General features: G+C 72.6%; 20 protein-coding genes. 8 read left to right on the plus strand and 12 right to left on the minus strand.

The window, feature by feature from the left end; genetic code table 11:
- Positions 1–257 precede the first annotated feature (257 nt).
- Positions 258–809, minus strand: coding sequence for a transglycosylase SLT domain-containing protein (locus IG64_RS02770; RefSeq protein ID WP_420709871.1), 552 nt, complete (start codon positions 807–809; stop codon positions 258–260).
- A 723-nt stretch (positions 810–1,532) separates the two neighbouring features.
- On the opposite strand from IG64_RS02770, the gene IG64_RS02775 reads away from it, so the two are divergent.
- The gene (locus tag IG64_RS02775) at positions 1,533–2,522 is read left to right on the plus strand and encodes an aldo/keto reductase (RefSeq protein ID WP_037851469.1); all 990 of its coding nucleotides are present in this window, start codon (positions 1,533–1,535) and stop codon (positions 2,520–2,522) included.
- A 321-nt stretch (positions 2,523–2,843) separates the two neighbouring features.
- Here the strand turns inward: IG64_RS02775 and IG64_RS02780 are convergent, their stop codons facing one another.
- The 5 genes from IG64_RS02780 to IG64_RS38280 all read right to left on the minus strand — a co-directional run bounded on the left by IG64_RS02780 (position 2,844) and on the right by IG64_RS38280 (position 7,232).
- A complete protein-coding gene (locus tag IG64_RS02780; RefSeq protein ID WP_037851471.1) occupies positions 2,844–3,908 on the minus strand; it encodes a YihY/virulence factor BrkB family protein in 1,065 nt (354 codons plus the stop codon).
- Positions 3,909–4,011: 103 nt separating this feature from the next.
- A complete protein-coding gene (locus tag IG64_RS02785) occupies positions 4,012–4,665 on the minus strand; it encodes a maleylpyruvate isomerase N-terminal domain-containing protein (RefSeq protein WP_051812296.1) in 654 nt (217 codons plus the stop codon).
- 453 nt (positions 4,666–5,118) lie between these two features.
- Positions 5,119–5,721 carry a dihydrofolate reductase family protein gene (locus IG64_RS02790; RefSeq protein WP_037851660.1) on the minus strand — a complete coding sequence of 201 codons (603 nt, stop codon included), beginning with the start codon at positions 5,719–5,721 and terminating at the stop codon, positions 5,119–5,121.
- Positions 5,722–5,723: 2 nt separating this feature from the next.
- Positions 5,724–6,617, minus strand: coding sequence for a metalloregulator ArsR/SmtB family transcription factor (locus IG64_RS02795; RefSeq protein WP_037851475.1), 894 nt, complete (start codon positions 6,615–6,617; stop codon positions 5,724–5,726).
- A gap of 102 nt (positions 6,618–6,719) precedes the next feature.
- Positions 6,720–7,232: a MarR family winged helix-turn-helix transcriptional regulator gene (locus IG64_RS38280; RefSeq protein WP_078883758.1), complete on the minus strand. Its 513-nt coding sequence runs from the start codon at positions 7,230–7,232 to the stop codon at positions 6,720–6,722.
- Positions 7,233–7,364: 132 nt separating this feature from the next.
- Between IG64_RS38280 and IG64_RS02805 the strand changes: the two genes are divergently transcribed.
- Complete coding sequence (locus IG64_RS02805) at positions 7,365–7,907, plus strand: phenolic acid decarboxylase (protein ID WP_037851477.1); 543 nt, start codon at positions 7,365–7,367, stop codon at positions 7,905–7,907.
- 273 nt (positions 7,908–8,180) lie between these two features.
- On the opposite strand, the gene IG64_RS02810 is transcribed toward IG64_RS02805, so the two are convergent.
- Together IG64_RS02810 and IG64_RS02815 are read right to left on the minus strand one after the other, a co-directional pair.
- Positions 8,181–8,489 (minus strand): hypothetical protein, encoded by a 309-nt coding sequence (locus IG64_RS02810; protein ID WP_037851479.1) that lies wholly within the window; start codon positions 8,487–8,489, stop codon positions 8,181–8,183.
- A 219-nt stretch (positions 8,490–8,708) separates the two neighbouring features.
- A complete protein-coding gene (locus IG64_RS02815; RefSeq protein WP_037851481.1) occupies positions 8,709–10,412 on the minus strand; it encodes a RecQ family ATP-dependent DNA helicase in 1,704 nt (567 codons plus the stop codon).
- A gap of 287 nt (positions 10,413–10,699) precedes the next feature.
- Here IG64_RS02815 and IG64_RS02820 point away from each other — a divergent pair, with 287 nt between their 5' ends.
- The 3 genes from IG64_RS02820 to IG64_RS02830 all read left to right on the plus strand — a co-directional run bounded on the left by IG64_RS02820 (position 10,700) and on the right by IG64_RS02830 (position 14,480).
- On the plus strand, positions 10,700–11,539 hold the full coding sequence (locus IG64_RS02820) for an SDR family oxidoreductase (protein ID WP_037851483.1): 840 nt from the start codon (positions 10,700–10,702) through the stop codon (positions 11,537–11,539).
- Positions 11,536–12,654 (plus strand): class I mannose-6-phosphate isomerase, encoded by a 1,119-nt coding sequence (locus IG64_RS02825; RefSeq protein ID WP_037851485.1) that lies wholly within the window; start codon positions 11,536–11,538, stop codon positions 12,652–12,654. Before IG64_RS02820 ends, IG64_RS02825 begins: the two co-directional genes overlap by 4 nt.
- A gap of 317 nt (positions 12,655–12,971) precedes the next feature.
- Complete coding sequence (locus IG64_RS02830; RefSeq protein WP_063758750.1) at positions 12,972–14,480, plus strand: serine/threonine-protein kinase; 1,509 nt, start codon at positions 12,972–12,974, stop codon at positions 14,478–14,480.
- A gap of 558 nt (positions 14,481–15,038) precedes the next feature.
- On the opposite strand, the gene IG64_RS02835 is transcribed toward IG64_RS02830, so the two are convergent.
- The gene (locus IG64_RS02835; RefSeq protein ID WP_037851487.1) at positions 15,039–15,875 is read right to left on the minus strand and encodes a hypothetical protein; all 837 of its coding nucleotides are present in this window, start codon (positions 15,873–15,875) and stop codon (positions 15,039–15,041) included.
- A gap of 679 nt (positions 15,876–16,554) precedes the next feature.
- On the opposite strand from IG64_RS02835, the gene IG64_RS40045 reads away from it, so the two are divergent.
- Positions 16,555–17,178, plus strand: a complete 624-nt coding sequence (locus IG64_RS40045; RefSeq protein WP_107474130.1) for a lasso peptide biosynthesis B2 protein — start codon at positions 16,555–16,557, stop codon at positions 17,176–17,178.
- Between the two features lies 1 nt (position 17,179).
- The gene (locus tag IG64_RS02845; protein ID WP_051812298.1) at positions 17,180–18,997 is read left to right on the plus strand and encodes an asparagine synthase-related protein; all 1,818 of its coding nucleotides are present in this window, start codon (positions 17,180–17,182) and stop codon (positions 18,995–18,997) included.
- Here the strand turns inward: IG64_RS02845 and IG64_RS02850 are convergent.
- The 3 genes from IG64_RS02850 to IG64_RS02860 form a co-directional block, all read right to left on the minus strand.
- Positions 18,981–20,204: a hypothetical protein gene (locus tag IG64_RS02850; RefSeq protein WP_037851489.1), complete on the minus strand. Its 1,224-nt coding sequence runs from the start codon at positions 20,202–20,204 to the stop codon at positions 18,981–18,983. The two genes, IG64_RS02845 and IG64_RS02850, sit on opposite strands and share 17 nt — an antisense overlap.
- Positions 20,205–20,638: 434 nt before the next feature.
- Positions 20,639–22,195 (minus strand): esterase/lipase family protein, encoded by a 1,557-nt coding sequence (locus IG64_RS02855; protein WP_037851670.1) that lies wholly within the window; start codon positions 22,193–22,195, stop codon positions 20,639–20,641.
- Positions 22,196–22,342: 147 nt separating this feature from the next.
- Positions 22,343–23,083, minus strand: a complete 741-nt coding sequence (locus IG64_RS02860) for an AfsR/SARP family transcriptional regulator (RefSeq protein ID WP_037851672.1) — start codon at positions 23,081–23,083, stop codon at positions 22,343–22,345.
- A gap of 334 nt (positions 23,084–23,417) precedes the next feature.
- On the opposite strand from IG64_RS02860, the gene IG64_RS02865 reads away from it, so the two are divergent.
- The gene (locus IG64_RS02865; protein ID WP_078883744.1) at positions 23,418–23,981 is read left to right on the plus strand and encodes a PASTA domain-containing protein; all 564 of its coding nucleotides are present in this window, start codon (positions 23,418–23,420) and stop codon (positions 23,979–23,981) included.
- Positions 23,982–24,031: the final 50 nt, after the last annotated feature.

Consider the following 24,031-nt stretch of genomic DNA (forward strand, 5'->3'; position numbering starts at 1 on the left):
CGCCTCCGAGGCGGTGGGCTGCTTCGGCCGGCCTGCGCAGGCGATCTCCCGCAAGCCCGGCGCACACGCGTGACCTGACCCGGCACGCGGAAGGTGGACACCGCGTCGTCGGCGGGGCGCTCCCTCTGGCGCGGTCCCTCTGGTGCGGACCGCATCCCGGACCGCCCGGCAGACCGGCCAGGGGCCGTCTTCGCCCTGGCCTCGACCGGACGCCCTGGGCGGACGGCCTGGGCGGACGGCCTGGGCGGACGGCCTGGTCAGTAGGCGGAGTTGACGTTGTCGATGGATCCGTAGCGGTGGGCGGCGTAGTTGGCGGCCGCGGTGATGTTCGCCACCGGGTCGGTGATGCTCTGCGCGGTACCGGCGACGTGGTAGGCGGTGAAGGTGGGGTCGATGACCTGGAGCAGGCCCTTGGACGGGACACCGTTCTTGGCGTTCACGTCCCAGTTGTTCTGGGCGTTGGGGTTGCCGCCGGACTCGCGCATGATGTTGCGCTTGAGGCCCTCGTAGCTGCCCGGGATTCCCTTGGCTTTCATGACCTTCAAGGACTCGGTGATCCAGCCGTCGAGATTGCTGCCGACGCCGGCCTTCTGCCGGTCGGCGGAGTGGCTGGTGTGGGTGGAGGCCTTGGCCGCGGTGGCGGCGGGCACCCGCGTCGTCATCTCGGCGGCCTGCGCGCCGGTCGGCATCAGGGTGAGGGCGACGGCCGCGACGCCGGTCGTGGCGAGGCCCGTGAGACCGAGGGAGCGCAGGCGGGCGGTGCGGGTGGTCATGGTCATGCGAAGGCAACCTTCCGTAGGGGGCATCATCAGTGCCGGCCGCTGTCGTGCTCGCGGCGGCGTCGGGGCAGCCGCGATCACGAGCAGCGGGCCCCGCAGGGAGTCGCCGGCGTCCGGTCGTCCGGCTCGCAGCGACGACAACCATGGTTAGCGGCGGCCGACCCGGGACGCAATGATGTGACCTACTACGCATCTACGGAGAAATACGCCAAAAGGGGCTCTTGAGATACATACGCCCTTTTGGTGGGGCTTCCGCATGTACGATCGCCTTTAGGATGTGATCCCCCTCGCATGGCCGGCGTCACGCTCTCGTGCTCCGGAATCCCTCCCCCGCCGCCCCGGGTCGACCGCGAAGCAGCAGAACGCGCTGCCGGCCGAGACCGGGGACCGGGTCTGGCCCCCGTCCCCGGGAAGGCGGCGCGAGGCGTGATTTGACTTCGAGCGCGCTCAAGAGCTGCGAACAGGAGTGGGCCCCGGCGGGCGGCGCCCGGCACGCGCCCTCGCCGCGTTGCCGGAAAGCCCGGGCAGCTCCGCTGCAAGGACCTTCCGGCGCCTTGCGGCCGCACGCACCGGACACCGCCCGCTGACCGGAACCCACTTTGTTCGCAGCTCTGAGCCCGTAGCGTCGCGGATGCCCGGCGTGCCGGGGCACCGGAGCAGGGCGCCTGGCGCAGGATGCGGAGGGAGATCGGCCGCCGGCCGGAAGAAGGCCCTCGCGCCGGACGGACGACGGACAAGAGTGAAAGGACCCTCATGCGGGAGCGCAGTCTGCGGGACCTCCAGGTATCGGCCATCGGGCTCGGATGCATGGGGATGTCCGCCTTCTACGGCACCACCGACCAGGACGAGGGCATCGCGACCATCCGACGGGCCCTCGACCTCGGCATCACCTTCCTCGACACCGCCCAGATGTACGGCCCGCTCACCAACGAGTCCCTGGTCGGCGAGGCGATCAGGGGGCACCGCGACGAGTACGTCATCGCCACCAAGTTCAACTACCGGATGGATGACGCCGTACCGGGCGACATGAGCAGCATCGGCCGCCAGGACGGCTCCGCCGAGCACGTGCGCAGCTCGGTCCACGGCTCGCTGGAACGTCTGGGCACCGACCACATCGACCTGTACTACCAGCACAGGGTCGACCCCAACGTGCCCATCGAGGAGACGGTCGGCGCGCTCGGCGAGCTGGTCGCCGAGGGCAAGGTAGGGCACATCGGGCTGAGCGAGGCGAGCGCGGCGACGATCCGCCGGGCCCACGCCGTGCACCCCGTCACCGCCGTGCAGAGCGAGTACTCGCTGTGGACGCGCGACGTGGAGGCCGAGGTGCTGCCGGCCTGCCGGGAGCTGGGCATCGGATTCGTGCCGTACTCGCCGCTGGGCCGCGGCTTCCTGGCGGGCCGCTTCAGCTCCCCCGACGAACTGGACGAGAACGACTTCCGCCGGCACAACCCGCGCTTCACGGACACCAACCTGGAGGCGAACCTGCGGCTGGCGGCGAAGGTCAAGGAGATCGCGGCCGAGAAGGACGCCACCCCTGCCCAGCTCGCGATCGCCTGGGTGCTGGCGCGGGGCGAGGACCTGGTGCCGATCCCGGGTACCAAGCGCCGCAGCTACCTGGAGCAGAACGCCGCCGCGGTCGGCATCGAGCTGACCGAGGAGGACATGCGCCGCATCGACGCGGAGCTGCCGAAGGCGGCCGGCGAACGGTACGACGAGGCGGGGATGCGGTCGGTCAACCGCTAGTCGCCGTGACCGGAAAGGATGGTCAGGCCGCCGCCCGGGGCGGATCCGTCAGCCGGGAGCGCCCTGGGCGCGGCGGCTGCCCGGTGGTCCGGCGCCGGTGGTCGCTCCCGGCGCCGGGGCGCCGACGGAACCGTTTCCCGCGCACCGAGCCACGTGGCGGCCCGGTGCGCGCCGCTTCTCCGGACGGCCGATGCCGTGCTGGACGCGGACGCGTCGCGGCGGCCGGACTCTGCGACGGGTCCTGCGCCGCCGTGCCCTCCGCCCGCCGCAGGATCGAGTCGATCGGGGTGCCGGCGCGACGGTGGAGACCGGAGCACCGGATCAGCGCTCGCCCAGGCGCCGCCGGTCGTCCTCGTCCCATTTACGGGTGTCGCGGGGCTGGGTGTAGGGCTCGGTGTCCGGTGGCAGCCCGCCCGCGATGGACCGCTGGCGTACGGTCTCGGCGTCGAACTCCAGGCCCAGGAGGATGGCCAGGTTGGTGATCCACAGCCAGACGAGGAACACGATGACCCCGGCCATGGTGCCGTACGTCTTGTTGTAGGAGGCGAAGTTCGCCACGTAGAACGCGAACCCGGCCGAGGCGATCATCCAGATCACCAGGGCGAGGAAACTGCCGGGGGTGATCCACCGGAACCCCTTCACCTTCGCGTTCGGGCTCGCCCAGTACAGGATCGCGATCATGGCGGTGACCAGAACCAGCAGGACGGGCCACTTGGCGATCGTCCACACCGTCAGCGCCATGTCACCGATGCCCAGAGCGGCACCGGCGCGGTGGGCGAGACCGCCGGTGAACACCACGATCAGCGCACTGGCCACCGCCAGCACCATCAGCACGACCGTCACGCCCAGCCGCACGGGAACGATCTTCCACACCGGGCGGCCCTCCGGCATGTCGTAGACCGCGTTCGCGGCGCGGATGAACGCTGCCACGTAGCCGGAGGCCGACCACACCGCCAGCACGATGCCGACGACGGCCATGACGGAGCCGACGCCGGCGCTGCTCTGCAGTTGCTCCACGGCCCGGGTGATGATGTCCCGGGCCGAGCCGGGAGCGAGTTTTCTGACGTTGGCCAGGACCGCGTCGGTCGAGGACCTGCCGGTGATGCCCAGCAGGGACACGAGCACGAGCAGCGCCGGGAACAGAGACAGCACCCCGTAGTACGTCAGAGCTGCCGCGCGGTCGGTCAGCTCATCGTCCTTGAATTCCCGCAGCGCCCCCTTGAGCACACGGCCCCAGGCCCGCTTGGGCAGCTCGGTCGGCGTGTCCGGTGCCCGGCGCTCCACCTCTGGCCCCGGCCCGGCCTCCTCGGGTGCCGGCACCTGGTGGGCCGGCGGATCGTCGCTGTCGTGGTGCGCCTTGCGCCCTGGAAGATGCAGCTTCGCCATACCTGCCGAGTAACCCCTCGCGGTCCCGGCTACGCCACCCGAGACCGGCCGGCGCCTGCGCGCAGCGTCCGGCGCTGCCGGCGTCTCGGAGGCTGGGAGCCGGTCACCGGGCCGGGCGGGGGGCGCCGTACCAGCGCCAGTTCTCGCGGCGGGGCCGTCCAGGGCCGCCGATGCGTCCCGTGGCCCACAGCAGAGTGGAGGAGGCGTCCTCGGTGAGGGGCACGTCGGGGAAGAGCCGGACGAGGGCCCTGCGGCTCAAGTCCTCCGGCGGTTTCGCACCGGTCTGGACTCCCTGTGCGATGTCGTAGGTGTGCACGAGGGTTTCGACGACGCCCATGGCCGCGAAGCCCTCCGGGTCGGAGGCGCCGAAGACGTGCGGTGCCAGCACGGTGGGCGGGGTGCTGTCCACCACCGCCGCGAGCAGACCTCCACACGCTTCGACGACCGTCAGCAGCCCGGCGGGGCCTGCCGCCCTGTCACCGAAGATGACGTTGACCGGCCCTTCGGCGCGGTCGCCGGACAGGCGCAGGGGCACGCGCGGGACGCCCATGGGCTCCGCGAGCCCGAACCGCAGCGCGTAGGTCAGCAGGTCGTCCGCGAGGTGTTCCAGGGTCTCCCAGCACGTCCACTCCAGGTCACCCGCAGGAGCGCTCCACCGGGGATCGGGAACAGCGGAGAGAGTCTGCGTGCAGTGAGCGACCGCCTCGCGCACATGTTTCCCGCTCACCAGCACATCTGTCATTCCGGAACTCGGCATTGCGGCAGGTTACTAGGCCTTGTCCGAGGGACGCGTGACGGGCCGAAGCGGCCTCCGCGGGGCCCGCGCCGGCGGAGTCGGCCCGCCCAGCAGCGGGACGACGAAGATCTGGCGGCTGCTGCGCGCCCGAGCCCCTCCCGCGTACGTCCGCTCAGCCCTGGCCTGCCGCCGGCGACGGCGGCCGACGTCCCCGTGACAGCCCTGCCTCTGCGTCCAGTTCACCGCGGGGGGCATCACAGGGCCCCATGTCAGCCGGGGTGGACACCCCTGCTCCCGGCTCGTCGGACAGGACCTGGAGGGCGTCTTCCCCGGCTTCACAGCCCGACTCGGGCCCGGATCACGGTGCGGGTGACAGGGGCAGGCACCGACTCACCTTTCAGGGACGGGGGTTGCCGACTGGGCCGACGCCGGGAGCCACGACGGGCCGACCGCTCGTCGCCGGCCGGGCGGGGCTCAGCGGACCCGGTCGTAGACGACGGCCAGTGTGCCGTGCTCTCCGGCAGCGTGACTGCTGAGTGCCCACTTCCCTGCGGGCAGACCTTCGTCGAAGAGGCGCGGCCCCCCGCCGAGGAAGACCGGGAAGACGGTGAGCGCCAGCCTGTCGACCTGGTCCGCCGCCAGCAGTGCCTTGATGACGCCCGCGCTGGAGAGGACGAGGATGTCGCCGCCTTCGGTGGCCTTGAGGTCCTCCGCGACCTCGGCGGCCGGCTTGTCGACGATCGTCGTCCGTTCCCACGGGGCCTCGCCGAGCGTCGAGGAGAGGACGACCTTGTCCGTGTCGACGAGCCATTCGGCGAAGGCCTCGTCGCGGGGGTCGGTGTCCTGCCTGCCGATGACGGTGGGCCAGAAGCCGAGGAAACCCTCGGCGTTGACCCGTCCGAGCAGGGCCGTCGTGGCCGGCTCCCACAGGCTGGTCAGGTGGTCACGTGCGACGTCGGTGTGGGCGTAGGGCATCACCCAGCTCATGTCCTGGGAGTCGCCCGGGGCGGCACAGCGGCCGTCGAGGGAGAGGCTGATGTTCGTGACGATCCTGCGGCCGCCGGGGTGCTCGGTCACGGTCACTTCGCGCTCCTCGTGTCTGCGTCACCGTCGGTGGCGCCAGGGGTGTCGGTGATGCCGGTGGTGTCGGTGTCCTGCGGATACGTGTCGAGGGTCCTCGTGAGCCGGTCGAGGCTCTGTCCGAAGCCGGTCCCGACGCCCGCGACGAAGTCGGCGGAGTCCACGGTGCTGTCCGTGATCCCGTAATGGACGTCGAGGTCCGTACCGGTGCCGGTGGACCTGATGACCATCTCGACGTGGGCGGTGAAAGCCGGGGAGCCGTCGGCGAGCAGCGGGGACAGCCGGTAGGCGAGCCGCTCCCCGGGACGCACGACGTCGACGGTCCCCTCCGCGCGTCCGGCGACCCGGTCGGTGCCGTCCGTGTCGTCGGCGTCGCGGTACTCCTGGACGATCCGGCCGCCCTCGCGGGTCTCGAAGAGGAGTTGGGAGACGCGGAGGTCGTCGGGTGTCCACCACCGGGCGAGCAGGCCGGGGTCGGTCAGGTGGCGCCAGACCAGCTCGGGGCGCCCGGCCAGCGAGCGGTGGAACCTGAAGGAGCGGCCGTCGGCCCATCCGTCCGCCTGGGCGGCGAGCCGTTCCGCGTGGAGGCCGAGCCCGTAGGCGTCATGGGTCGCGCCCGGGCCGCCGGCCTGGTCCGCGGTGTCGGCGAGCCGGCCGAGGACGGCCGCCATCTCCCGCAAGGGTGCGGCGCGGAGCGCGTAGATGCGGCGCTGGCCGGTACGCCGGGAGGTGACGATGCCCGCGCGCTCGAGAGTCTGCAGGTGCTTGGTGGTCTGCGGCTGACGTGCCTCGGCGAGCTGGGCGAGGACGCCGACCGAACGGGGCCGCTCGGCCAGCAGGTTGACGAGTCGCCAGCGGACCGGGTCGCCGAGCGCGGTGAAGAGTGCGTCCATGCGACAGAGTATTCCTCAAGCAGAATATTCACGTCAAGGAATTTTCCCTGTTCCAAAGTCCGCAGGACTTCAGCACCTTCCTGGGCCGCTCGGACGCCGGGGCTACGCGGTCGTGCCGTTGTCGGCGCCGTGGGCGGCTTGCAGCGCGGCCACCAGCCGGTCCAGGGCGGGCAGCGCCCCGTTGAGGGCCACGCGGTCGGCGTCGGGCAGTTCCTCGACGACTCGGGTGAGCGCCGCCGTGCTGGCCCGGTCGTAGCGCTCCAGGAGGTCCAGGGATTCCCGCGACGCGGTGAGCACCACGCTCCGCTGGTCGTGCTCGGGCCTGACCCGCTCGACCAGCCGCGCGCCGGACATCGTCCGCACCAGGTTGCTCACGGTGGAGGGAGCCACCCGCAACCGCGCGGCCACCGCGCCGGGACTGAGCCCCTCCGGCGACGAGGCCAACGCCCGCAGCAGCTCGATCTGCGCCTCCGGCAGGTCCGGCAGCCCCTCGGCGCTGCGGGTGGCGCGCAGGACCGCGCGCCGCAACGGCCCCAGCAGTCCGCCGAGTGCGACGGCCACCCGTGCAGCTTCTCCGCCGAACTTCCCGTCCCCTGTGCTCTCCGTGTCGCGCATGCCCTCATTGTGGACCGTCACCATAGACTTTTGCTCCCGCACATTTTTGTGTCAAAATAGTTTTTGGCGGTGCGCCACCGGTGTGAACCGGACACCGGACGGCCGCCGCCGGGCACTACGAGGAGCACCACCATGACCACTGCGCACATGACCCCGACGACCACCGTCGAGAACCCCGTCCCGCCGCAGGACCTGTCCGGCGTCGTCGGGCACCGGTTCATCTACACGTATGCCAACGGCTGGCAGTACGAGATGTACGTGAAGAACGCCACCACCATCGACTACCGCATCCACTCCGGCATGGTGGGCGGCCGCTGGGTGAAGGACCAGCAGGTCGACCTGGTCCAGCTCGGCGACGACGTCTACAAGGTCTCCTGGAACGAGCCGACCGGCACCTCCGTGGTCGTCAACGTGCTGCCCCGCCGGCGGGTCCTGCACGGCACCATATTCTTCCCGCAGTGGATCGAGCAGGACGGCAGCAGGACCGTCCTCTTCCAGAACGAGCACCTGGACGAGATGCGCGCCTACCGGGACGCCGGCCCGACCTATCCGATCTACGTCGTCCCCGAGTTCGCGCGCATCACCCTCTTCGAGTACGTGGGGGAGAACGACGAGAGCGTCGTCGCGGTGGGCCCGGACGAGCTGCCGGAAGGCTTCGCCGACCGCGCCAACTGACGGGCGGGCACCCCCGCGCCCCCCGCGTCGTCATCGGTCTGCGGGCGTGGACGCCGGGTTCCGCGGTGTGTGGCGGTGACCACGCCGGCGGGGGACGTCCGACCGTCGTCGTGCGCCCCCGGCCGCCCGGGCACCGGTTCCCGCCCGTACCGAGACGGAACCCGGTGGCGTCCGGTCCGTGCAGGCGGCCTGCGCCCGCGCCGGTGTGGCCGGGTTCCCGCCGGCGGCCAGGCGGAACCCGGGAGGGCCCGGGGCGGAGCGGACGGCCCCCGGTCACGGCCGGGGGTGGGTGCGCTGCCACCCGGGGCGCGCGTCGCCGCCGCGGCGCCCGGCGAGCGAGGCGCAGCGCGGACAGACGCGCCGTACCCGGTCGGCCGCGCCTCCCGATGCCGGGAACGTGTCGGTCCAGGTGATGTGCGGGAAGCGGGTCAGCCGGGAACGGCTGAGCGAGAGACCGCAGACCGTCTCGTTGCGGCCCGGCTCCCAGGCGTGGACCTCGCCGGACGGCAGCCGGCGGCGGCCCTCCTCTTCCTCGGTCCACTGCCCGGAGGCGGCGACGGCGTACTGCTTCGTGCGAACCATGGCGCGTGCGGCCCGGCGGTCAGCCGGCCGCGGCCTCCGTCCTGATGTCGCGGGGGTGTCAGAGCTGCGAACAAAGGTGGGTTCCGATCAGCGGGCGGTGCCCGGCGCCTACGATCGCGAGGCGCCGGAAGGTCCTTCTGTCACGCGTTTCCCCGACCGTTGCCCCAGGCCGCCTCGCGGCACGGCGGCGGTGGCTCCGTGCGCTCTCCGCGCCGCGCGTCACGGTGCCGTCCCGTGATCGCCCGGCCGGCGCGCCACGGTCAGCAGCCCGTGCCGTTCGGCCAGCGCCGCCAGGGACAGCGTGTGGTATCCGGCCTGGTCGAACAGGACGGTGATGCGGTCGCCGTCCTGGCTCAGCACCGTGCCCTCGCCCCACTGCCGGTGCCGTACCTCGCTCCCGACCGGATACGAATCCGCGTCGGGATGGGCGGCCGGTTCGGTGGTCCCGTTCTCGGAGCGGTCCTCGTCGCAGCGGTCGCAGTTCCCGCACGGCGGCACGTACTCCTCGCCGAAGTAACCGAGCAGGAAGCGGCGCCTGCAACCGGTCGTCTCGGCGAACGCACGGGCCATGTCGACCCGCGACCGGTCGGTGCGGCGGTGCGCCTGCGCCGCCCGGGTGGCCTGTTCGGCCGCTTGACCGGCAGACACGCCGGGGACCGGCCGCACCTGGCCGTCGTCCCCCGTGGCGACGGCGTCCGCCTCCTCCAGCAGGTTCACCGCCGCGGTCACCCGGTTCCTGGACAGGCCCGTCTCCGCACGCAGTCCGTCCAGGCCGGCGGGCTCTGCCCGGTGGTGGTGAACGGCCTCCGCCACGTCCAGGACGGTGCCGCGGCTCGGAGCACGGCCGGCGAAGTAGGTCTGCATCCCGGTGTCCTGCGGCCGGTGGTGGAGCACGGCGAGTGCGGGGCGGCCGTCCCTGCCGCAGCGGCCGATCTCCTGGTAGTAGGCGTCGAGGGATCCCGGCAGCGAGGCGTGCAGGACGAAGCGGACGTCCTCCTTGTCGATACCCATCCCGAACGCCGAGGTCGCCACCACGACGTCGGCCGCGCCGGACAGGAAGGCGTCGTGGATCCGGGCGCGCTCGCCGGCGCGCAGTCCGGCGTGGTAGGCCTCGGCCGCCAGTCCCAGCGAACCCAGTTCGCGGGCGTAGTACTCGCAGTCCTTGCGGGCCGCCGCGTAGACGATGCCGGGCTTGGGCTCGGCGGCGGCCCGCTCGACCACGGCCCGGCGCCGGTCGTCCTCGCTCTGGAAGCGGCAGGCCTCCAGCCGGATGTTCGGCCGGTCGAACCCGGTGACCATCAGGCGCGGGCGGTGCATGCCCAGCCGCTCGGTGATCTCCCTGCGCACCGGTGGAGCGGCGGTTGCCGTCAGCGCCAGGACCGGTGGCCGGCCCACCCGCCGTACCGCCTGGGCCAGGCGCAGGTAGTCGGGGCGGAAATCGTGGCCCCAGGAGGACACGCACTGGGCCTCGTCCACCACGAACAGGCAGGGGCGTGCCTCGGCGAGCCGCTGGGTCACCTCGTCCTTGGCCAGCTGTTCCGGCGCCAGGTACAGGTAGCGGGCTTCCCCCCGGCCCACGGCCTGCCAGGCGGCCTCCGTCGTCGCCGCGCCGAGGTCCGAGTTGACGGCGACCGCGCCGGGGACGCGCGAGTCGTCCGGCAGACCGGCGATCTGGTCCCGCTGGAGCGCGAGCAGCGGAGAGACCACCACGACCGGTCCGCCGAGCAGCAGAGCGGGGACCTGGTAGACGGCCGACTTGCCGGAGCCGGTCGGCATGACCACGAGGACGTCCCGTCCCTCCAGCACCCATTCCATGGCCGTGAGCTGTTCGGGCAGGAGCGTGTCCCAGCCGAACACGTCCGAGGCGATCTCGCGCAGGCGCCCGGCCCTGTCCTCGGCCTCCGGCGGCCCCTGGCGTGTCATGACCCGCTCTCCCTCGCTCCTCGTGCGGACGTGCGGGAAGGAGCGCGCCCACGGCCCCACCTGGGTACCCGCCCGGTCGGCGGGCACACCCCGGCGGGGGATCGAGGACGCTGTCGCCCGCCCCGTGCGGGTGCCGGACCGGGGGTGACGAACGGACCGTGACGGGCGCGAGCGGTGCGCCCGGATGGACACCGGCGCGACGGGGTACTCGCCGCCTCGACCCACCCCGGGCGCCGGTCCCCCAGGCGACGGGCCGCGCGCGTTCGAACGATCTCAGGGAGCTGCCCATGTCCCAGCCTCGTCAGCAACAGGTCCCGCCGGGCGTCACCGCCGCCATGACACCGCGGCCCGATCACGGTGAGGAGAGTTACCGGGGGTCCGGACGGCTGGCGGGCAAGGCCGCGGTCATCACGGGCGGGGACAGCGGAATCGGCCGTGCGGTGGCGATCGCCTACGCCCGTGAGGGCGCCGACGTGCTGATCTCCTACCTCGACGAGCACGAGGACGCGCGGGAGACGGAGCGGTGGGTGCGAAAAGCCGGCCGCAGGTGCGTCCTGGTGCCCGGGGACGTGGCCGACCCGGCGCACTGCCGGTCGATCGTCGGCAAGGCCGTGGAGGAGTTCGGCCGGATCGACGTGCTGGTGAACAACGCCGCGTTCCAGATGACCCGCGACTCCATCGAGGACATCCCCGAGGAGGAGTGGGACCGCACGCTGGCGATCAACCTCAGCGCCTTCTTCCACCTGACGAAGGCCGCCGTCCCGCACATGCCTCCGGGCGCGTCGATCATCGGCAGCACATCGGTCAACTCCGACAGTCCGCCCCCGCAGCTCCTGCCCTACGACGTCACCAAGGCGGGCATCGCGAACATGGTCGGCTCGCTCGCCCAGATGCTGGCTGGCAAGGGCATCCGCGCCAACAGCGTCGCGCCAGGCCCCATCTGGACACCGCTCATTCCGGCGACCATGCCGCCGGAGCAGGTGGAGAGCTTCGGATCGCAGGTGCCCCTGGGGCGGCCGGGCCAGCCGGCCGAACTGGCGCCGGTCTACGTACTGCTCGCCTCGGACGAGGCGAGCTACGTGTCCGGGGCCCGGATCGCGGTCACCGGCGGACAGCCGATCCTGTGAACGCGGACCGGACACCGGCGTACCCGCTGCGGCTCTCCGTCACGGCGAGGCCCCTGGTGTTCGGCGGGCACGCGATCGCCCGCCGCCTGGGCAAGGCGGGGCTGCCGGACTGGAGCATCGCGGAGACCTGGGAGTGCAGCGACGTCGACGGCTCCGTCAGTGCCGTGACCGACGGGCCACTGGCCGGCCGGTCCCTGCGCCGTGTGGTCGCCGATCACCCGCGTGAACTCATGGGCCCCGGGTGGTCCGGCTCCCGCTTCCCGCTGCTGACGAAGTTCATCGACGCCAGCGGTGCGCTGCCCGTCCATCTGCACGCCGACGACGAGTCGGCCCGGCGGCTGGAGGGCAGCCCCAACGGCAAGACCGAGGCGTGGCACATCCTGGACGCCGCTGTGGGCGCCACCGCCCTGTGCGGTGTCAAGGCCGGTGTGACGGGCGACCTGCTGCGCGCCGCGCTGGAGGCGCAGGAGTTCGACTCCGTACTGCGGCGCCTGCCCGTGCGCGCGGGAGAGACGCTGTACGTGCCCGGCGGCACCCCGCACAGTTTCGGACCGGACACCCTCGTCTACGAGATCGAGCAGACGTCCGACATCCAGCAGCACGCGATGCGCTGGAACATGGAGGACGGCTCCCCGGTGGGCGACGCGGAATTCCACTGCCACCTCGACATGCTGATGCAGCAGGTCGACCTGGAGACGCGGCCGGACTTCACGCCCGGACTGAGCATCGCCGTCGGGGACGGGGTGGAACGGGTCTTCCTCTGCGCCGGCCCGTACTTCGCCCTCGAACGCTGGCGCGCCGGGACCGCGGAGCCGTTGCGCCACTCCTTCGCCACCGCGCAGATCCTCTCCAACGTCGGCGCCCCGGTCCGGGTGCGGACGGGCACGTGGAGCGGCGAACTCGGCCGGGCCGAGACGCTCCTGCTGCCCGCTGCGTGCGCGGAGGTCGAGATCGCCGGTCCGGCCGACGTCCTGTTCGGCTACCTGCCCGACCTCGACCGGGACGTCCGGGCCCCGCTCCAGGCCGCCGGCTGCTCCCTCCCCCTCATCGCCTCCCTGGGGCCGGGCACGGATCCCGGGACCCGCGGGGCGGGGGCTGCGGGCCGGAAGACGTGACGAACGGTGAGCCAGGGGGTGAGCAGGGGAATGCGTGCCCGTGCGCGCCGCACGGCGGCACGCTCGGACTCTGCGGACGGCGCGCCGGTCACGGGTCCGCCCGGCAACCCCCCTCCAGCAGACTCTGCTTGCGGCCGTCGGCACGGACCCGGCCGGGCCGGGTGCGGCGACCGCAGAACCCAGGCGGACGCTGCGGACCTCTCCTGCCCGGCAGGGGCGGGCGGCGGCTTGCTGGCGCTGTTCTCGTTCAGTCCTCGGGGCTACGATCGCGCCACAGCGCAGAGCGGTCGTACGGACGGATCGAAGCGGGGGCGGTCATGGAGGATCTGGGCACGAGCGACCCACGGCGGATCGGCCCCTACACGCTGCGGGCGCGGCTGGGGCAGGGCGGGATGGGCCGGGTCTTTCTGGGCCGGTCGCCGTCCGGCCGGGCGGTGGCGGTGAAGGTGATCCACGAGCACCTTGCGCGGCAGACGGACTTCCGGCGGCGCTTCGCCCGGGAGGTGGCCTCGGTCCGGGCGGTGAGCGGCGCGTTCACCGCGCCGCTGGTGGGTGCCGGGCCGGAGGACGACGCGCCGTGGCTGGCGACCGTGTACGTACCGGGGCCGAGCCTGGCCGAGGCGGTGGCCGAGGCCGGCCCGTTCCCGCTGGAGTCGCTGTGGCCGCTGGCCGCCGGACTCGCTGAGGGCCTGCAGGACATCCACGCCGCCCGGGTGGTGCACCGTGATCTGAAGCCGGCCAACGTGCTGCTGGCCGCCGACGGCCCGCGAGTGATCGACTTCGGTATCGCCCGTGCCCTCGATCACGCGTCCCTGACCCCGGACAGCGTGGTCATCGGAACCCCCGGCTACATCTCGCCCGAGCAGATCGGCAGCGACGAACTCGGTCCCGGCAGCGACGTGTTCACGCTGGGCCTCGTCCTCGCCTTCGCCGCCACCGGACAGAGCCCGTTCGGCGAGGGCCCGCCGCTGGCCATGCTGCACCGCATCCTCCACGACGACGCGCGGCTCGACGGCGTCCCCGCACCGCTCCGCGGCCTGGTCGCCGCCTGCCTGGCCAAGGAACCCGCCGGTCGGCCCACCCCGCCCGAGGTCCTGAGAACCGTCACCGCGTCCTGGCACGCGCCCGAACAGTGGCCGGGCGGCACTCCGTGGCCCGCCCGCGTGACCGAGCTGCTCCCCCGTCACCGCCTCACCGACCCGGGTCCGCGATCAGCCGGCGCGCTCCCGCCGACCCGTGAGGAGCTGACACTTCGGTACACCCGGATCCGGCAGAACGAGCGCGATCAGGATCCGACGGCCGCGGCGCGGCAGATGGAGCAGCTGGCGGCCGATCAGGCCCGGTTCCTCGGTCCGGACCATCCCGACACCCTCCAGAGCCGCCACATGCACGCCTTCTACCTCGACATCGCCGGGCAGCCCGCGCAGGCCGCGCGGCTGATGGCCGGAGTGCTCGCGGACCGGAAGCGGATCCTCGGGGCCGACCACGAGGAGACCCTTCGGAGCGGACAACTCCACGCGCTTTCCCTCGGCAAGGGAGGCGACCATGCGGAGGCGGCCCGGCTGTTGGCGCAGAACGCACTGGACCGGGCGCGGGTCCTCGGCCCCGACCACAGATCCACCCTCTGGAGCCGGCACCTGCACGCGGAATTCGTCCATGCCGCCGGGGACCACGCGCAAGCCAGGCGGCTGATGGCCGGTGTGGTCGCGGACCTCACACGGGTCCTCGGCCCTGACCACCCCGCCACCCGCTCCAGCAGACACGTGCTCGAAAACCGTCTCCCCGTCGACCAGTCGCCCACCACGGCCGGTCAGCAGCCCTCCTGAAGAACTCGCCCGCACAGGTCGCTCACCGTTGCGTGAGGGGCCGGGTACGGCGTGCCGACGCCAGCCTCGCCTTCCACCCCCGTCCGCCCCTCCGGATCCCCCTGGAAGGGAGGCGGCATCTGCCACAGCCTCCCCCACGCACAGGACCATCCGCCGGTGCTCGGCGCGGCCGGCTGTCACACCGAGTACGTGACGTTCCAGTCGCGCGGCAGCGACGGCGGCATCACCGAAGCGATGGAGAACTGCCCCTTCCTCGCTCGTGACCGGCCCGTGCGCCGAGCACCCCTTCGTCGAGGACGGCCGAGCCCTTGTCGGGCAGGCCTCACATGGCGTGCCCCGCACGATGCCGCGGGCCACTGACAAGCCGCTGGCAACGGGGCTCCTGAATCCGGTGGGGGCGTCGGCGGCTTCCGTTCCGGCTCCGCCGCGGTGACAGCGGCGCGGCGGCCCCGGCCGGCGCGCGACCGGCCGAGCGCGCCCCGGTCCCCGGCCGCGACCGCGCCGCCCGGCCGCCCACCGGCAGGAGACGGAGCCGCTGGAAGGCTCAGGGGACGTCGACTACCGCGCCGGTCCGGGCCGGGAGGTGTAGAGCACGCTGTGGTAGCGGCCCTCCTCCTCCCGCCCCGACGGGTCACCGCCGAGGGCCCGCACCGCCTCGATCGCGTGCTGCCGCTCCCGTTCGTCCGTGAACCGCCGTTGCGGGTAGGTCCGGGACCCATCCACCGTGGTGTGCAGTCCGTGTGCGGCCAGCGTCCGCACGACAGGCTCGTACGAGACGGTCCGCAGCACGAACGCGCTCACCCACACGGGACGCCGGACTCCGTCGAGCAGCGCGGCGAACGTCCGCTCGGTGATGTAACTGCCGCCGCCCGTCAGCGTGATCAGCCCGACCTCGGCCAGGGCGCCGCGCAGGGCCGGCCCGGGCGGCACCCGTTCCAGGTCGTCGGTGAAACCGGCTTCCAGCAGACCGGCTTCCCGGGCATAGCGCACCGCCGGGGCGGCGATGTCCAGGCCGTACACCGGCAACGCGTCCGGCCGCCGCCGCTCCGCATAGAACTCACGGTCCCACGCGGCCAGTTGCGCCGACGTCATCCGCCGGGCGGTGTCGGACATGTACCGCTCGTACAGCTCCGCGAGCGTCACCTCGTGATTGAGCAGGGCGGCGTTGATGCCGTAGGAACAGCACAGGTCAAGCACCACCGGGCCGCCGGGGCGCCCGTCACCGTGCGCCGCCCGCTCCGCGGCCAGCCGCCGGAACACCGGCTGGGCGTGGTGCGGGATCTCGTAGTCCAGCGGGGCCAGCCGCGTGAAGTAGGCACGGGGGTCCGGCTGGATGTACACGTCGTCGAACCGGGACTTGCCGTGCGTCGCACCGCCGGAGCCCAACCCGCCCACACCGCACTCTCCTCGCACCGCTTCCGTGTCCCCATCATGGCCCCTTCCCCGGCCCCGCGGACGTCCGCCACGCGCGGCGGTAGGGCACAGGGCCGGCCCGGCCGTCGGACACCGGCCCCGCGTCCTACGGGGCGACGCGGCGGTGTCGGCTGAGCGGTGCCGGGTTCTCGGTGCGGGACGCGGAGATCTTCGGCCGGGGCAGGACGCGGTGGCTCGTGCACCCGCGCAGCAAGCCGGTGGTGAGGCGTCTGGCGGCGGTGTCCCGGCGGACCGGGCGGCCAGGCCGGGCCGGCCTGGCCGCGGCCTCCGGCCGAGGTGGATGAGCGTGCGGGTCCGGGCCGGAGGCGCGCTCGTGAGCCGGTGACGGAACCAAGCGGCCGTCCCCGTCCGACACGCGGACACCCAGACACCCAGGCACCCGGCAAGGAGTCACGCGGGCACGCCGTGCGGGACGTGCGGCCCGGTTGCGGAGCATTCGGGGCCCGGTAGCCTGGAGTTGGCAGATCCTGCCCTATTTCGGAGGTAGACCATGTTTCTCCGATTGCTGCGGATCCGTACGCCTCGTCGCCTCGTTCTTCTCGGTACCGGCCGTTCGATCCGGGGCTTCAGCGGCGGTTTCTACGACGGTCACGGATACCAGTCCTGACACCGTTCCCCACCGGACCCGGGAGGAGGCGCGGTGGCGGACGAGGCCGATGCCCTGGCAGCCCTGGAGAAGATCCTTGCGCCGCACTGCCGCGTGACCCGGCTGTCCGGTGGAGCGCTGATCGCGGACTGGAAGCGGACACGCTTCCTCGGGATGACACCGACGGACATGTGCGTGCTCACCGAGGGGAACGCCCAGGAACGCGCCGAAGTCGTCACCGGTCTCGTCCGGGCCGGCTGCGCCACGGAGCGCCGACGGGAGCACACGGACGCCGGCGTCCGGCTCTGGTTGCACGGTACCCACCTGCTGATCCGGACCATGGGATTCGGACGGGTGCTGCGACTGCTGCCGGTGGCCGCCCCGGACTACGCCCGTACGGACGGTCCCCCGGCGGAGCAGGTGGGACGGCTCAAACGAGCGGTGCAGTCGCAGAGCCGCGGGAGCTGGCTGGTCAACGGTGACTGCAAGTCCGAGGCCGTGACGGCGTTCGTGCTGCTGCGGCGGCGCGGCTGGGAGGCCGTCCTGCACGTGGGTGTACGCGAACACCCCTTCGCCATGCACACCTGGGTCTCCTCGGCCGGTCTGTGCATCCCGGACGCCGACCCGCGCGGACACGCGTTCACCCCCGTGCTGTCGATCGGCCGCGGAGGTCCGTGACATGGATGCGCTCCGCCTCGAGTGGGCCGACGGTGCGCCGAAGCTCTGGACCGCCGGGGCGATGGAGCGCGGGGGACTCGTGACGACGGTCTCCTCGCCGGAGGGCACCGCGGCCGTCGTCGGCTTCGTCGGCCCGGCCCGGGACCGGGTGGCGGGCGCCCGCCGTCTCCTGGACGGCCTCGGCCGGCGGGGAGCCTCCGCGCCGCTGCCGGCCGGCGACTACGCGGCCGTTGTGGTGTACCGCGACCGCGTCCTGGTGATCCGCGACGAGCAGGCACGCGTGCCGCTGTTCTTCCGCGAGTCGGGTGGCCGCGTGAGCGCCGTGAGCACCTCTGTGCGCGGGCTGGGGAGCGGCTCGGCGCTCGAACCCCGCTACTTCTGCCGGTATCTCACCGGCAACATGGCGCAACCGCACGCGGACCTCACTCCCTTCGCGGGGGTCCACCGTGTCCTCGGCGGTGAGGTGCTGGAGCTCTCGGTCACCGGGCGAATGCGCGGCCGGGGGCCACGACGCGTCCGCCGGGCCCACGACACGCCCGTGCCGGCAGCCGACGGGCCCCACCGCCAGGGGGCGGCGAAGGAGCTGCGCCGGGTGCTGGAGGAGGCCGTCCGGCGCCGCCTGGGCACCATGACGGCGTGCCATGTCTCCGGCGGCCTCGACTCCACCAGCGTGGCGTTGCTCGCGGCACACCTGCTGGCCGGGGAAGGGAGCGGTACCGGGAACCTCCTGCTGCTCGCCGGACGCTTCACCGAGGGTGAGCTGGCCGGGGAGCAGCCGTACCTCGACGCGGCGGTGGAGCAGATCCGCCGTCTGGCTCCCGCGGCCCGCCCGGTGATCGTCGACGCCGACGGTGTCGCCGACTTCGACGACTTCGAGCACCACGCGGGAGACGCGGACGAGCCACACGCGCACGCCTTCCGCGCCCCGTTCTGGGCCAGGCTCCACACCGCCGCCGCCGAACTGGGCTGCGACACCGTCCTGACCGGCTGCGGCGCCGACCCGGTCGTGGACGCCAACCCGTTCCACCTGCACCGGCTCGCCCGCACGGGGCGGTTGCGGGAGCTGGCCAGGCAGGCACGCTCCTGGGCCGAGGGCGGCGAGCGGGGGCTGCGGGAGACCGTCCACGCCTACGTCGTACGGCCGGCCCTTCCGCTGGCCGCCGAACGGGCGGGGGCCCTCGTCCGCGGCGGAACCGTGCTCGGCGGCCTCGGCTCCTTCAGCCGTCCCCCCTGGCTGCGGACCGCGTTCGCGCGGGCGCACGGCTACCGGGAGGCCAGCATCGCGGAGAGCCGCTTCATGTACGGGCGCAGGCCGGAGCGCTCGCTCTACGAAGCGGCCAACTACCTCGCCGCTCCGGATCTGCTGTCCTGGCAGCGCGCGCGAGAGGACGGGTTCTTCCTTTCGCACCCCTTCCTCGACCCGGAGGTCGTCGCCACGATGCGCCGCCTCCCCGCCGAGGACGTGTTCGATCCCGGCCGTCCGAAGGCGGTGCTGCGCGAGGCGATGGCGGATCTGCTGCCGGCCCGGATCAGCCGCAGGACGGCCAAGGTCCCCTTCGACGGTCTCTACGCCCGCGGTCTGCGGACTCACGGCGGTGCGCTCATCGACCTGTGCCGCACCGCCCGGCATCCGCTGGTCGCGGAGATGTTCGACGTCCCGTTGCTGTGCCGGGCGGTGCGGGAGGCCCGGTTCGGACTCGGAGACGCGCACTCCTGGGACCGGGTGAACAGTTCGCTGGCGCTGGTGGCCTGGCTGGAGCGTCTGGAAGGGCGCACCGGCGGCTTCGGCGAGGCCCGGCCCGTCAACGCCGGCTCTTGATGTCCCACAGGGACCGTTCGATCGGGCCCGTGAGGACGTCGACGAGGCCGTAGCGGCTCACCAGCTCGCGCTGCTCCGCTCCGGTGGGGATGCGCTCCTCATCACGCCTGCGTGCGACGTTCGTCGCCACGTTCGCGCCGTGCGTGCCGAACCTCCAGTAGACGGTCACGTACCGGGGGTCGCGGGTGCGCTCGTCGATCGCGTTGTTCTCGTGCACCCTGGCGCGGTAGATGATGGAGTCCAGGCCCTGCTTCTGCTGCTGCTTCACCCAGGCGGGGACCCCCTTCCCGTTCCAGGAGTACGCCTTGAACTCGAGCGGCGGCTCCAGGGCGAGCCGGTCCTTGCGGGCGAGGCTCGCGGTGGCGTAGAACGCCAGCTGGTCGTACGGGGTGTCGACGGGCAGTTGCACCACCACTCGGGTGGCGAACGTGTCGCTCGACTCGATCCACTGCCCGTAGGGCATCCAGGGCCGGGCCTCGACCAACTCGCCGGGCTGATGGATCTCCCTGCGGGAGAGCGGATTCACTTCCTGGGATTTGCTCCACTGCTCCGCGTCGGTCCGCCATTGCCGGCGGAGCCGGTCCTTCGCGCTCAGGGGCACCCGTTCCCCCATGGCGTGGAATTCCGTGCCGAGCACGTAGAAGCCGACGTCACCGTGGTTCTCCAGGGTGATGTCGACGGGGATGGCGAATTCCTTCCGGTTCTGACTCAGCACAGGATTCCCCAGGGACAGTCCGATGAGCGGCCTGGTCTCACGCTGGTAGGGCTGATAAAGGTTCTGGTAGCCGAAATTGGCGACGGCGATGGCCGAGGAGACGACGATCGCCGCGGCCACCCGCTTGGGAGCGGGGATCGTGACCGCTGTCCGCCACACCGCGAAGACGGCCCATGCCGCGCCCGCCGTGAGCGCGGTGAACAGCGCCAGGTAGACCGCGGAGTCGCCCCTGGCCGTCTCGATCACGAGCAGGGCGTTGGTCAGCAGGGCGGCGAACGCGCCGATCAGCGCGACCATGCCGGAGTAGGGGAAACTGCGCCACCACCAGTGGTCCACGACGGCGGCGGCGCCCAGGAACGTGGTGAAGGCGACCGCGATGAGGACGGCGCCCGTGAGACGCCCCGGGAAGGTCAGGGCGTGGACGAAGTCCTCGAGGCCGAACCACCCCATGACCAGTGTCGTCGTGAGGAGGACCAGAAGGATCACCGCCATCGCCACACGGGACCGCGGGGTTCTCGGCGGGGGGCGCCGCACTTTCAGGTGCGAGCGGGGCTGATGCCTGGGGGAAGTCCTCACTTGATCACCTCCTGGGGGCCACCGGCCGTCCGCGGTGTCAGGGCCGTGCCGGCGCTGAGGACCGGCTCGGGCCGGCGGTCAGCACCGAGTGCGTGCCCGGCCGGACGATCTTGCGCGGTGACCAGCACACCACCTTTGCCGCGCGGCCGCCGACGGCCGCGCCGAGCCGCCGGGAATTCCCACGTCCGGAGGCACGCGCGTGGTGCTTCCGCGGCCCCGGCTCCCGCCGCTCTCCGAGGGGCGGGACGGCGTTCGCGGGTGACGGGCGGACGGGCCGTGCCTCGCGCGTCGGCGTCCATGGGGACCACCCGGAACTCCGGCCGGCCGGGAACGGCCACACGCCGGCCGCCTCAGCCCCAGGGAGCCACGGTGAGCCGGATCCGCGCGTCCTCGCCGAGGATGGGGGCGGCGGTGGCGGGCAGCGCGATGTGGCTCACCCAGACGCCGGGAGCGGGGTTCTCGTCGCCGAGGAAACGGCCTTCGGGCCGGTAGGCGCTGATCGGGCCCTGGATGGCGGAGTTCCAGGTGGCCGAGAGCGCGGGCACGTCGCAGGCCGGATCGGCACCGACGTCGATGACCAGGGTGTCGTCGAAGTCGGCGGACTGTTCCAGGTGGTCCCGGAAGCTCAGCACCCCCTCGCACCGGTGCAGCGACAGGAGCCGCAGATGCAGCGCGTAGCGCAGGGCGCAGGAGTCGTCCGCCCTGAGACCGCTGCACAGGAAAGTGCTCACCAGCGGGACGGTCGCCCCGTCCGCGTCGCCGGCACCCGTGCCGGCCTGCGGTGACGCGCCGGCGGCGCCCCGCGCGCCGTCGCCGAGCTGGATGGGGCACCAGTGGGCGCTGGTGCGTTCGTGCGTGACGATCTGCAGGCCCCGCACCGACAGCCGGACCTCGGCCTGCCAGACCGTGCCGGCCGGCTGGGCCAGGCGGACGCCGACGAGTCCGGCCTCCACCCGGCGGTCCCCGAACAGGAAGCGGCGCAGATTCTGGTACCCCTCCTCGGAGTTGACGAGGCCGTAGCTCCCGCTGTGGCTGCGGTGCACGTACGCCTGGTGGGCGCCGGGGACGCAGGCGTCGTCGGTCCGCACCAGACCGTCGCTGCGGGGCCCCACGCCGGCGGCCGAGAGGCCGTGGGCGACGTCGTAGTCGGTCGGGTCGGTGCCGATCAGGCAGAAGACGCGGTCGTGGGGGAAGGCGGACGGCCCGTCGTCCGGCATGGCGCGGCTGTCCCATCCCTGCGGAGGGCCGTCGGGGTCGGTCAGCTTCGCCGGGGTCAGATACGCGTACATCCGTTCCGGGCCGAAGACGTCCGCGCCGTTGACGCCGGTGAGGTCGCGCAGCTTCTCCAGCACGCCGAAGCCGACGTCGAAGGCGATGCCGCCGTGCGGCGTGCCGTAGGTGAAGAGCTTGCCGACGTGGTCGGCCGGATCGAGACCGAGATCGGGGAGGACCTTCTGGATGAGGCAACGGCACACCAGGCCCCCCATGGAGTGGGCCACCAGGTGCACGCGGGGTGCCCCGGACTTGTCCCTGATCGTCTCGATCAGCCGGTGCAGATCCTGCGCGGCCGTCTCCATCCGGAACTCGTGCGGGGTGCCGTCCCAGGTGGTCGCGGCGGTGTCGTAGAAGCGGTGGATCCAGATGCTGTCCGGCGGGATCGTGTCATGGGTGGCGAGGTAGAGTTCCTGGCCGCCGTCGACCAGGATGTGGTAGCCCTCGTCCAGGTGCAGGCGCAGCAGGGGGCTCTCGAACTGGTAGAAGCACGGCTCGTCGTCCGGGCCGATACGGATGTGCGTGGAGCCCAGGTTGAAGCCGTAGAAGGGGTCAGTGACCGCCTTGTCGATGCCGGCGGTCCCGCCCGCGTATCCCCGGACGTAGACGATCGGCAGCTTCTGGGTCGGTGCCATGCGGTCCTCCCGGGTCACCGTTCAGCGCCTTCCGGGAGCGAACGCCCGCAGGGCCGACGGCGACGCCGGCCGAGTGGGGTTTCCTCAGCCTCCCGTTGCGGCTCGTCGAGTCTACGGACCTGCCGTCATCCCGGCGTCACTCCGGTGTCACCCCGCCACGGGGACCGTCACCCCGCCACGGGCGAGCAGCCGGGTGAACCGGGCGGAGGGTTCGACGCCCAGTTCCGCGTGCAGCAACCGCCGGAAGGAACGGTAGTGGTGGACCGCCTCACTGACGTTGCCCTCCGCCAGGTGCGCGGAGACGGCGGCCCGGTGCGCGCTCTCCCGCAACGGCTCGGCGCGCAGGCTCTCCCACGCCGCCTCCAGCGCGAGCGCCGGTCTGCCCTCGCGTACGAGCGCCTCGGCCAGCGCGTCGAGGGCGTGCAGGCGCAACTGCCGCAGGCGTTCGCGCTCCAGCAGTACCCACTCCTCGTCCCAGCCCGGCAGCAGGTCCTCTCCGCCGCAAAGTTCCCGCGGGAGCGGGCAAGGCGCTCGGCCCGCGGCGGGCGGCGGACCACAGTCCTGGACGACACGGAGCGCCGTCTCGGTGAAGGCGTGCACATCGACGTGCAGGCCGGGGGCGGCCACGAGCGCGTCACCGGAGCACCTGATCAACGGCTGATCGCCGCGCGGCAGTTTCCACAGGGTGGTGCGCAGGCTGCCTCTGGCCCGCTCCTCGGTGACCTCGGGCCACAGCGTCCCGGCCAGGACCGTACGCGGCACGCGCCGCCGCAGGACGACGAAGGCCAGCAGGCGCTGCCCGTTGCGGCACAGTTCGACGGGCCCGGCGTCGCGTTCCAGCCGGAACTGGCCGAGCAACCGCAGTTCAGAAGGGGAAACCACCTTGATCGTCCGCTCACCTGGTCCGGTCGAGCGCGCCCCGTGAAGGCGAAGCCTCTCCTCACCAGTCTGGGTCGGTGCCACCGGGCCGTGCAACTGCGCTGAACAGCACCCGCGTGATCACCGCCAGGCCGGGGGCGGGCGGGGCGGACCCCTCAACTCGCCCGGTCCGCACACCGGTCGAGGAGGAACGGGCGCGTTTGCGTCCCGCGCGGAGCGGGGGCGAGACTCGAAGTCGGGGAGGGCGGTGGGGCCGGCTCGTCACCGGCCGGCGGCCGCGCCCGCGCGGTGCCGTGACCACCAGGACGCGGCAGGGGGCCGGTGACCAGCGAGGGGCCCCGCCATGGGAGTCATCCAGCCTCAGCCGAACGTTCCGGCGGAAATCTCCTGGGGGCACGTCCAGGTGCTCCTGGTGATCATCCTGGTCGCGATCGTGGCCATCGGGGTCGTCCTGGTCGCCGCCCGGCGCTTCGTCCCGGGCCGTTCGGCGTCCTCGGACAGCAGCATCGTCCGCAGTTGGATCGCCCTGGCACTCGTCACCGGCCTCGTGGCGTTCTGCGCGGTGGCCTTCGCGGTCCGTGACACCAACCTGCGGAGCACGCTGATCGGGGCGCTCGCCGCGGCTGTCGGGTCGACGGTCGCCTTCTACTTCTCGGGCAAGGTCGCCGCCGATGCCCGCAGGGATGTGCTCAGCGCCGCGTTCGGCGGCCAGGAAACGGTCCCCGACCTGATCCACTGCACCATGGACGAGGCTGCGGCCAGACTGGGCACGACCACGCTCAGGCTGGAGCTGGCACCGGACTCCGGCCCCTCGGCGGCGCCGGCCGCCATATCCCGTCAGGACCCGCCGAAGGGGACGGCGGTGCCCAGAGGGACCCCGGTGAGGGTGACGTTCCCGCCTCAGTGACCGCCCCTCGTCACGCCGTCACGCCTCGTCTCCTCACGCCTCGTCTCATC

The sequence above is a fragment of the Streptomyces sp. NRRL S-340 genome, from assembly GCF_000720185.1.
Classification (GTDB): Bacteria; Actinomycetota; Actinomycetes; order Streptomycetales; family Streptomycetaceae; genus Streptomyces.